Source organism: Microcoleus sp. B4-C2 (assembly GCF_036705265.1).
In the GTDB taxonomy this organism is placed as follows: Bacteria; Cyanobacteriota; Cyanobacteriia; order Cyanobacteriales; family Microcoleaceae; genus Microcoleus.
In genome coordinates this window covers 25701-33655 of sequence record NZ_JAUBUB010000046.1, presented here as the reverse complement: position 1 = coordinate 33655, position 7955 = coordinate 25701, and the positions used below count along the sequence as shown (strand labels likewise).

At 48.6% G+C, this 7955-nt stretch carries 4 protein-coding genes; 2 read left to right on the top strand and 2 right to left on the bottom strand.

Annotated features, from left to right (window positions below):
• Nucleotides 1-285: 285 nt before the first annotated feature.
• Nucleotides 286-1155: a lipid kinase gene (locus QUB20_RS15090; protein ID WP_333231688.1), complete on the bottom strand. Its 870-nt coding sequence runs from the start codon at nt 1153-1155 to the stop codon at nt 286-288.
• Nucleotides 1156-1383: 228 nt separating this feature from the next.
• Between QUB20_RS15090 and QUB20_RS15085 the strand changes: the two genes are divergently transcribed.
• Entirely contained in the window at nt 1384-2700 is a 1317-nt protein-coding gene (locus QUB20_RS15085) for a HEAT repeat domain-containing protein (RefSeq protein ID WP_333248765.1), read from the top strand.
• A 112-nt stretch (nt 2701-2812) separates the two neighbouring features.
• Here the strand turns inward: QUB20_RS15085 and QUB20_RS15080 are convergent, their stop codons facing one another.
• Nucleotides 2813-6235 carry a PAS domain S-box protein gene (locus tag QUB20_RS15080; protein ID WP_333248762.1) on the bottom strand — a complete coding sequence of 1141 codons (3423 nt, stop codon included), beginning with the start codon at nt 6233-6235 and terminating at the stop codon, nt 2813-2815.
• A gap of 591 nt (nt 6236-6826) precedes the next feature.
• Between QUB20_RS15080 and QUB20_RS15075 the strand changes: the two genes are divergently transcribed.
• Complete coding sequence (locus tag QUB20_RS15075) at nt 6827-7801, top strand: LysR family transcriptional regulator (RefSeq protein ID WP_333248760.1); 975 nt, start codon at nt 6827-6829, stop codon at nt 7799-7801.
• Nucleotides 7802-7955: the final 154 nt, after the last annotated feature.

Genomic DNA, 7955 nt, shown 5'->3' with positions numbered 1-7955 from the left:
GGCATCTTGCCCGTGGCAAATATATGAACAGGCAAGATGCCTGTTCCACAACATAATATAATTTATTGATTAATTAATTGTGGCACGGGCATCTTGCCCGTGGCAAATATATGAACAGGCAAGATGCCTGTTCCACAACATAATATAATTTATTGATTAATTAACTGTGGCACGGGCATCTTGCCCGTGGCAAATATATGAACAGGCAAGATGCCTGTTCCACAACATAATTATATATGAACAGGCAAGATGCCTGTTCCACAACATAATTATATAAGTCATGAGTTATGAAGGAGCTATAACTGCTAAAGCTTGGGGAATGACTCGGAATTTTGCAGGCGTGTAAGTTGTGATTTCACCGTCAGTATTAATCGGACGGCGTTTGCTAGTATTCACCTCAAATTCTTGAGCGTACAAGACGCGAACGTTAGGCGAACTGGTATAATTTCCTTGCCTCATAGCCGGCAGCAAAGCAATGATTTCCCACCAGTGTATTGTTTCCAAACTGTACAAATCCAGTCGCTTGTCGTCGATTGTGGCATCCTCGGCTACTGTCATCCCTCCGCCGTAATAGCGACCGTTGCCAATGGCAATTTGAATAGTTTTCACCTTAAAAGATTGGTTGTTTACCTTAATTTCTGCTCGGAACGGTCGCGCTGACAAAATTGTCTGCAAAGCAGTAAAAGCATAAGCTAAAACTCCCCAGCGCTGCTTCACGTTTTTAGTCAGCCGCTGGGTAATTTGCACGCTCAATCCCAAACTCGCCACATTAAAAAAATGCTTGCCGTTCACCCAACCTAAGTCTATGAGCCGAACTTTACCCCTGGCGATTACTTGACAAGCTGCTGATAAATCTGTAGGGATTCTCAGAGTGCGGGCTAGGTCGTTAGCTGTTCCCATGGGCAAAATACCCAAGGGTAACTTGGTGTCTATCAAACCTTCTATGGCGGCGTTGAGAGTGCCGTCGCCACCGCCAATTATTACTAATTCGACTCGATTTTGGTAGCGGCGAATCGTGTCGGAAAGTTCGTGGGCGTGGTCGGTAGACTCTATAATTAACTCAAAACCCAGTGCTTCTAATTTTACAGTGGCTTGAGATAATAGCTTTTGCCCTTTTCGGGAGTGCTGGTTTACTAAAAGTAGAGCTTTCTTCATTTGTTAATTTTTAATTAGGAATATTGCGTATTTTAAATTACAAAAAGTATAGCTTGATGCCTTAACTGCATGAAATTAATGCTTTACTTCCATTTTACCAGTTATGATGGATTGACAAAAATGTTAAAAAATGGATAATTGTAGCAAAAGATTTGTAAAAAATAGCTCCCTCCGGCTCTGACTTAGCAGCAAAAAACCTCGCTTGTGGATCGAACTTAATTTAAAATCATGTATAATATTTTACAAAAAGCCCAAGTCGCTGCCGATCGCCAAAACTGGCAAGGCTTAGTTGAATGCTTGCAGCAAGTGACAGCCGACGGTAGGAAGCCGCAGGAAGAACACATTTTAGAGCAAGCTGTCAGTTTAGCAATAGAAGCCTTAAAATCGGGCGATTTTCAAGACCGTTGGGAAATTGCTAAAGTATTGCCAAATCTGGGAAATGGCGCGATCGCACCTTTAATTGCCGTGCTCGAAGACGAAGACGCAGACACGGAGCCCCGGTGGTTCGCCGCCCGCATTCTCGGAAAGTTCGTGAAGCTAAGCTATCCCGTAGGGAATCGCCCGGAAGTGATTCAAGCTTTAGTAGAATTAGTCAAAAATTCCGACGAAGAATTGAGCCAAATCGCCGCCGAAACCCTAGGGAATTTCGGCCCGACAGCCATAGAATCCCTAGCAACTCTCCTACTCCAAGAAGACTCGCGACAGTTTGCAACAGCAGCACTCGCCCAAATTCGGCGCACCGAAACCATCCCACCGCTGTTGAGCGTAGTCGGAGACTCTCAAGTTGCGGTGCGGGCAGCCGCAATCGAGGCCCTGAGCAGCTTTCACGATTCCCGCATCCCCCCGGTACTGGTAGCAGCACTCAAAGATCCGGCGACAGCAGTCAGAAAAGAAGCCGTGCGAGCTCTGGGTGTGCGCGCCTATTTAGATGCAGAATTAGATTTAGTTAACTTACTCAAACCTTTGCTTTCCGACATCCGATTAGAAGTTTGTCAGCAAGCGGCGATCGCGATCGGGCGAGTGAAAACCGATGCTGCTGCTGCTGCTTTATTTGAATTGCTGCGATCGCCCCTAACTCCGGTGGAATTGCAAATCGAAACTGTGCGCGCCCTAAGCTGGATGGAAACTGCAACCGCTTTAGCATATTTGCATCAGACATTAATGGCGCAATTTACTAACATAAATTATAGTCTTTGTCAAGAAATAGTCACTGTTTTAGGGCGAGTAGAAAAGCCGGAATTAAAAGCTGCTGCTGCTGAAATTATGATTGATTTGCTGAAAACAGATCATCCGGCCGTGCAGGAGGCCGTCAGCAAAAAATCTTTAGCTTTAGGTTTAGGAAAATTAGGAGATATGAGAGGGCTAGATGCTCTAATTTCAATGTTGGGCGACGCAGACAACAGCGTCAGGCTACACTGCATGGCAGCGCTCAAACAGCTAGGTGCTGCTGAGGCTAGGCAGAAATTAGAAAGCTTAGTGAAACAAGAGAGTCTCGAACCAAAATTGAAACAAGGAATTGCGATCGCCCTGCAAGAATGGCAATAAAATTAAGAGCGGGCGGATTTACGGAGAACATTTAAATTTAGGGTGCGCCATAAGCACCTTAAGTAGAAATTAAATATTGAATTTTGAACTCGATAACTGAAAAATCACAACTTTAGCTGTGCTCAATTGGCAGTCGGACTCGGAAAGTCGAGCCGAGTCCTTCCCCAGGACTTTCGGCCCAGACACTGCCGCCGTGGAGTTCCACGAGATGGCGGACGATCGCCAATCCCAGTCCCAGCCCGCCGTAATTGCGCGTAGAAGTGCTGTCAGCTTGGCGGAAGCGATCGAACACAAAGGGCAAAAACTCCTTGCTGATGCCAATTCCCGTATCGCTAACAACGATCAAAACAGAGTGAACCGGAGACGGCCCAGACAAGATGGCGCCACCCCCTGCTCCCGGTTCCCCATCCTCCGAGAGCGTGATTTCCACGCGACCCGACGGCGGCGTAAACTTAATAGCATTCGAGAGCAAATTAGACACCACCTGCTGCAAACGAGTAGCATCGCCCTTCACCAAGCTCACCCCTTCGCCACAAAAACTGACCAATTCAATTCCCCTAGCTTCAGCATCAGGGATCAGCGCCTTCACCGCCGTTTCTACAATCCGCACCAAATCTACCGGGAACAGCTTCAAACACACTTTGTTGCTCACAATCCGGGAAACATCCAGCAAATCCTCAATCATCTGAGTTTGCAACCGCGCGTTTCGCTCAATAGTCTCCAAACCCACAGCCGTTTTTTCGGCACTCATCTGGCGCTGCCGCAGCATCTGGGCCCAGCCCAAAATCGCGTTCAGAGGCGTCCGCAACTCGTGAGAAAGCGTTCCTAAAAACTGGTCTTTAATCCGGTTAGCCTCTGCGGCTTCCCGGTAAAGCCGCGCATTGTCGATCGCCACCGCCGCATCCCGCGCCAAATCCTCCAGCAAAACCAAATCGCTCTCCCCGCAGCGGCGGCCCGACTCCCCGCACAGCAACGAAATCGCTCCCAGCGTCCGCCCACGAGCGATCAGCGGCACGCAGATTGCCGACAGTACCTGGGATTGGGCTCGCAGCACCAACTGCAGTTCCCTGTCCGGCACAACCGCCTCGATCACCCATTCCGGTATTTCTGGGTAGAGCTTCGACTCACCAGTCCGTAGCACCTTTGCTACTCCGTGCCGTCCCTGGGGGTCTAGTGGCATACGCTGATCGATTTGCCACAGCAGAGCGACTTTGCTCGGATCTGAGTGAGCAACTGCTTGCAAGCGGATCGAGCCGTCGGCATCGAGCAAATGCACACAGCACCAATCCCCCAGCCCCGGTACTGTTAAATCTGCCAAACCTTGCAGCGCCTCCTCGTAATCCAGGGAAGCCGACGACAGCAAAGCCAAAGCTTGAGCGTTAAAATAGGCTGTTTGGGCCGATCGCTGGCGATCGTCAATATCAGTACAAGTCCCGAACCATTTAAGAATTTTCCCCTCAGCGTCCCGCACGGGCAATGCCCTGCCCAGATGCCAGCGGTAAGCCCCGTCAGAGGCTCGTTTAAAGCGGTATTCCACCTCGTAAGTCCTCCCCGTCTGCACCGAGGTCTTCCAGCTTTCTACGGAATCTTCCACATCATCGGGATGCAGGGCTAGCTCCCACCCCCAGCCTTGAGTTTCCTCCAGTGTCAAGCCAGTATATTCAAACCAGCGCTGGTTGTAGTAGTCGAGCCAGCCGTCGGGTCTGGCAGTCCAAACTATTTGCGGGATGGCTTCAGCGAGGACGCGGTACAACTGTTCGCTGGCTTCGGCTTCGCGACGAGCGGCCTGTTCCCGCGCCAATGCCCAATTCCGCTGTTCTTCGGCTTCTTTGCGAGCGGTGATGTCGCTAATTACGCCGATCCATTTGCAGGGATTGCCTTGTTTGTCAAGCACTGCTTTGCCCCGATCGATCCAATGGAGCAAGCCACCCCGTTGGCACTGAACGCGGTATTCCTGAAAAAATGGGGCAGCAGAACTGTCTGGCGCACTCAAATACCGATCGACTGCGACCAAAACTCGATCGCGGTCGATCGGGTGCAAGATACTGTTCCAAGCTGCTCTTGTCCTCGGAAATCCGCCTTTTGCGTACTCCAAATGTTCGTCTACGTGACCGAACCACAGCACGATGTCGGTCTCGATATCCCATTCGTAAATCAAATCACTGGCACTTTCTGCTGCAATCCTAAACCGCTCTTCAGACTGTCGCAGCACTTCCAGAAACTTAAAGCGTTCAGTCACGTCCAAAACCAGAGACAGCACCGATACCAACTGTCCCGAATCGCTGTAAAAAGCCGAATTGTACCACTCGCAGTGTACCAACGAACCCCTCTTATTATAATTGCTGTTGCGAACTACATTGCAGCGATTTTCGGGTTTTTTTAAACTATAAATTGCAGATTCTACCTCTGACAAATCGCCCTTGGAAATAAAGTTCCAGTCGCTAAAATGCTTGCCTAAAACTTCTCTTTTTTCCCACCCAAAAATATTCTCGGCCGCCGGCGACCACCCGCTGAGACGAAAGTTTTCATCCCACTCAATCACCGCTAGGGGCGTATTTTCAAAATGAGAAGTGAGTTTTTGCAGCGCCTCGCGCAGGGATGCTTCTACTTGCTTTCGCCCCGTAATATCGCTAAAAGAAATAGCAATGCCGTCTCCCAATTTAACGGTCATAATCCGAAACCAGGCGACAATGCCTTCGTTGTTGTAATAAATCTCGGTTTCGAGGGGAATTCCTGTTTCTACAACTTGCACGTAACGGTCGAACAAATTGTTATCTTTATGCCCCGGCAGCACTTGCAGCAATCGCTTGCCGGTTAATTCGCCCGGGGTACGGTGTTGCATTTTTGCCGCTGCGGGATTGACGTATTCCCATTCAAAATCCACAATTGTGGATTCGTCGCGGATGCTGCGGAACACGTTAAAACCGTCTAGAGATAATTCCTGAAAAACGCGGAAGCGTTCTTCGCTTTCTTGCAGCTTGCCTACGGTGTCAAGCAGGAGATCCTCGACTCGCTCGCGCTGCGTTATTTCTGCAAGCAATTGCTGGTTAATTTGCTGGAGTTCGGTTGTGAGGGAGGGGACGGAATTTGTAATATCAGAGTCGGCTTGCAGTCGATCGACCTTTTCAGATTCCAGCGCCGTATTTCCTGGAAAAGAGGCCGCCCCAGCCAAAGCCAACACTTGAGAAATCCAAGGTCTCAGGGACGCTACAGCCCACAAAGAGATGATAGCGGTAACGGGGGCGATCGAACTTGACAGCCAGTAGCTGGGGTGCACCAGCATCCAAACTTGCATCAAGTAAGTTGTCCCGCCCCAGAAAAACCAGGCTCCCAATAGGATAAACCCCTTGCTCAAAGGCACGTCCCGCTGCTTCCGGGCATAGTATGTCAGAAGTGCTGGAATTGAATAATAAGCCAAGGCAATTAACACATCGCTGACCACCTGCAGTCCCATCAACTGGGGTTGCCACTGGCAACAGCCATCTTGCGGAATAAAATTGTGGTTAAATGACATAATCTTAATAAAGAGCAGCATTTCGGCTTTCCTGTGCGATCGAGCTTAGTTGCACTTGTGTTGCTGACCCGCTAATTTCTAGTTTATACACAAAAAAACATAAAACAAAAGTGACTTTAGTCCGGGGAGGAAAGTTCACAGCAGGCTTTAACCTGCCTGAAATATTTGTCCATTTATTGAGAGGTTTAGGGAGAGTGAGATACTATAATTCCCAAGGAGGTACTAAATTAAATGCTATCTTTTGAATTCACAACTTACGGAAAAACAGAGCAATTGAGCGCACTTGATGAAGGGATTACTAGAGTGCCGTTCATTGAAACGGTTTAGCTAGCAACTGGCAATATTCGATAAATTCATCTTTATTGAATCTATTTTTTGATAAGTTTGCAGATTCAGAAATCCCTTCAACATAGGAGAATCGACCTCTACTTGGAGGCTCAGAAATCCTGCCGGAGCAGATTGATGCTTAGAGCGCAGCATCCCCGCCTCTGGCGCTGGAATCAAAACAAATCTGTACCTGTATCAAAGTCTACTAAATTCTGCTACTACATCGGTTAATGTCACAGATTATCTTCCAGTAAAATTTCTGAAACCATCTCGAATTAAACATCCATGCGCTTAGAGCAGCTTCAAGCATTTCTTTCAGTTGCTGAAACTGGTAGCTTTCAGCAAGCGGCCCGGAAGTGTGGCGTTACCCAATCGACTATTAGCCGCCAAGTGCAGGGATTAGAAGCGGAAGTGGGTTTGTCGCTGTTTCACCGCACGGCCCACGCGAAACTGACTGTGGGAGGGGAATGCCTACTGCCTCACGCTCGCAAAATCTGTCAGACTTGGCGAAATGCTGCTGAAGAATTGGGAGACTTACGGGCGGGAAAGCAGCCGGAACTCTGCGTGGCGGCGATTCATTCGGTTTGCGCTGCTTATTTGCCACCTGTGCTGCAAAAGTTTTGCCGCGACTATCCAGACGTGCAATTGCGAGTGACTGCCCTCGGTAGCGATCGAGCTCTGAAAGTCCTCAAAGATGGTTTGGTGGACATAGCGGTGGTGATGAACAACCGCCATTTTACTCAAGCCCCGGAAATGTTGGTTGAGGTGCTCTACAATGAGCCGATCGAGGTGTTGATGGCGGCGGGTCATCCCCTGGCCCAGTACGAACGAGTACCTTGGCCGGAATTGATTTGTTACCCGCAAGTGGTGTTTAAGGACGGGTACGGAATGCAGCGGATGGTGCAAGAACAATTTGGACGCATCGGTGCTAAACTTCATGCTGTTTTGGAACTCAACACTCTTGATGCTTTTCGGGGTGTGGTGCGACAGGGAGAGTTGATTGCTTTGCTGCCGCATTCAGCTTTGGTGGAGGCGAAGGGCGATCGTACTTTAGCAATTCGGTCGATCGCCCCAGAGCGCTCAAATTCCAAGGTTTCGACGATCGGTCAATTGGCCGCAGATCCCACTTGGACTCGCGAAGTGGTATTGGTGACAACTCACGATCGAATGCAAATTCCGCCGATCGCCCATTTCTGGAATTTGGTACGCGAATTTGTGCCGCCATTTGATGTAATCAAGCTAGAAAAATCAGGCAGTTAATACCATTTTAGATTTTAGATTTTAGATTGGGAATGACTGATGAAATAAGGGTTTGGATATTTCCAACAATTGCCTTCTTTTTGGGAACTGGTATAATTCGATAATTTTGAATAGATAGTTCTGAAAATTAAATTTAAAACGGTTCAAATACTAC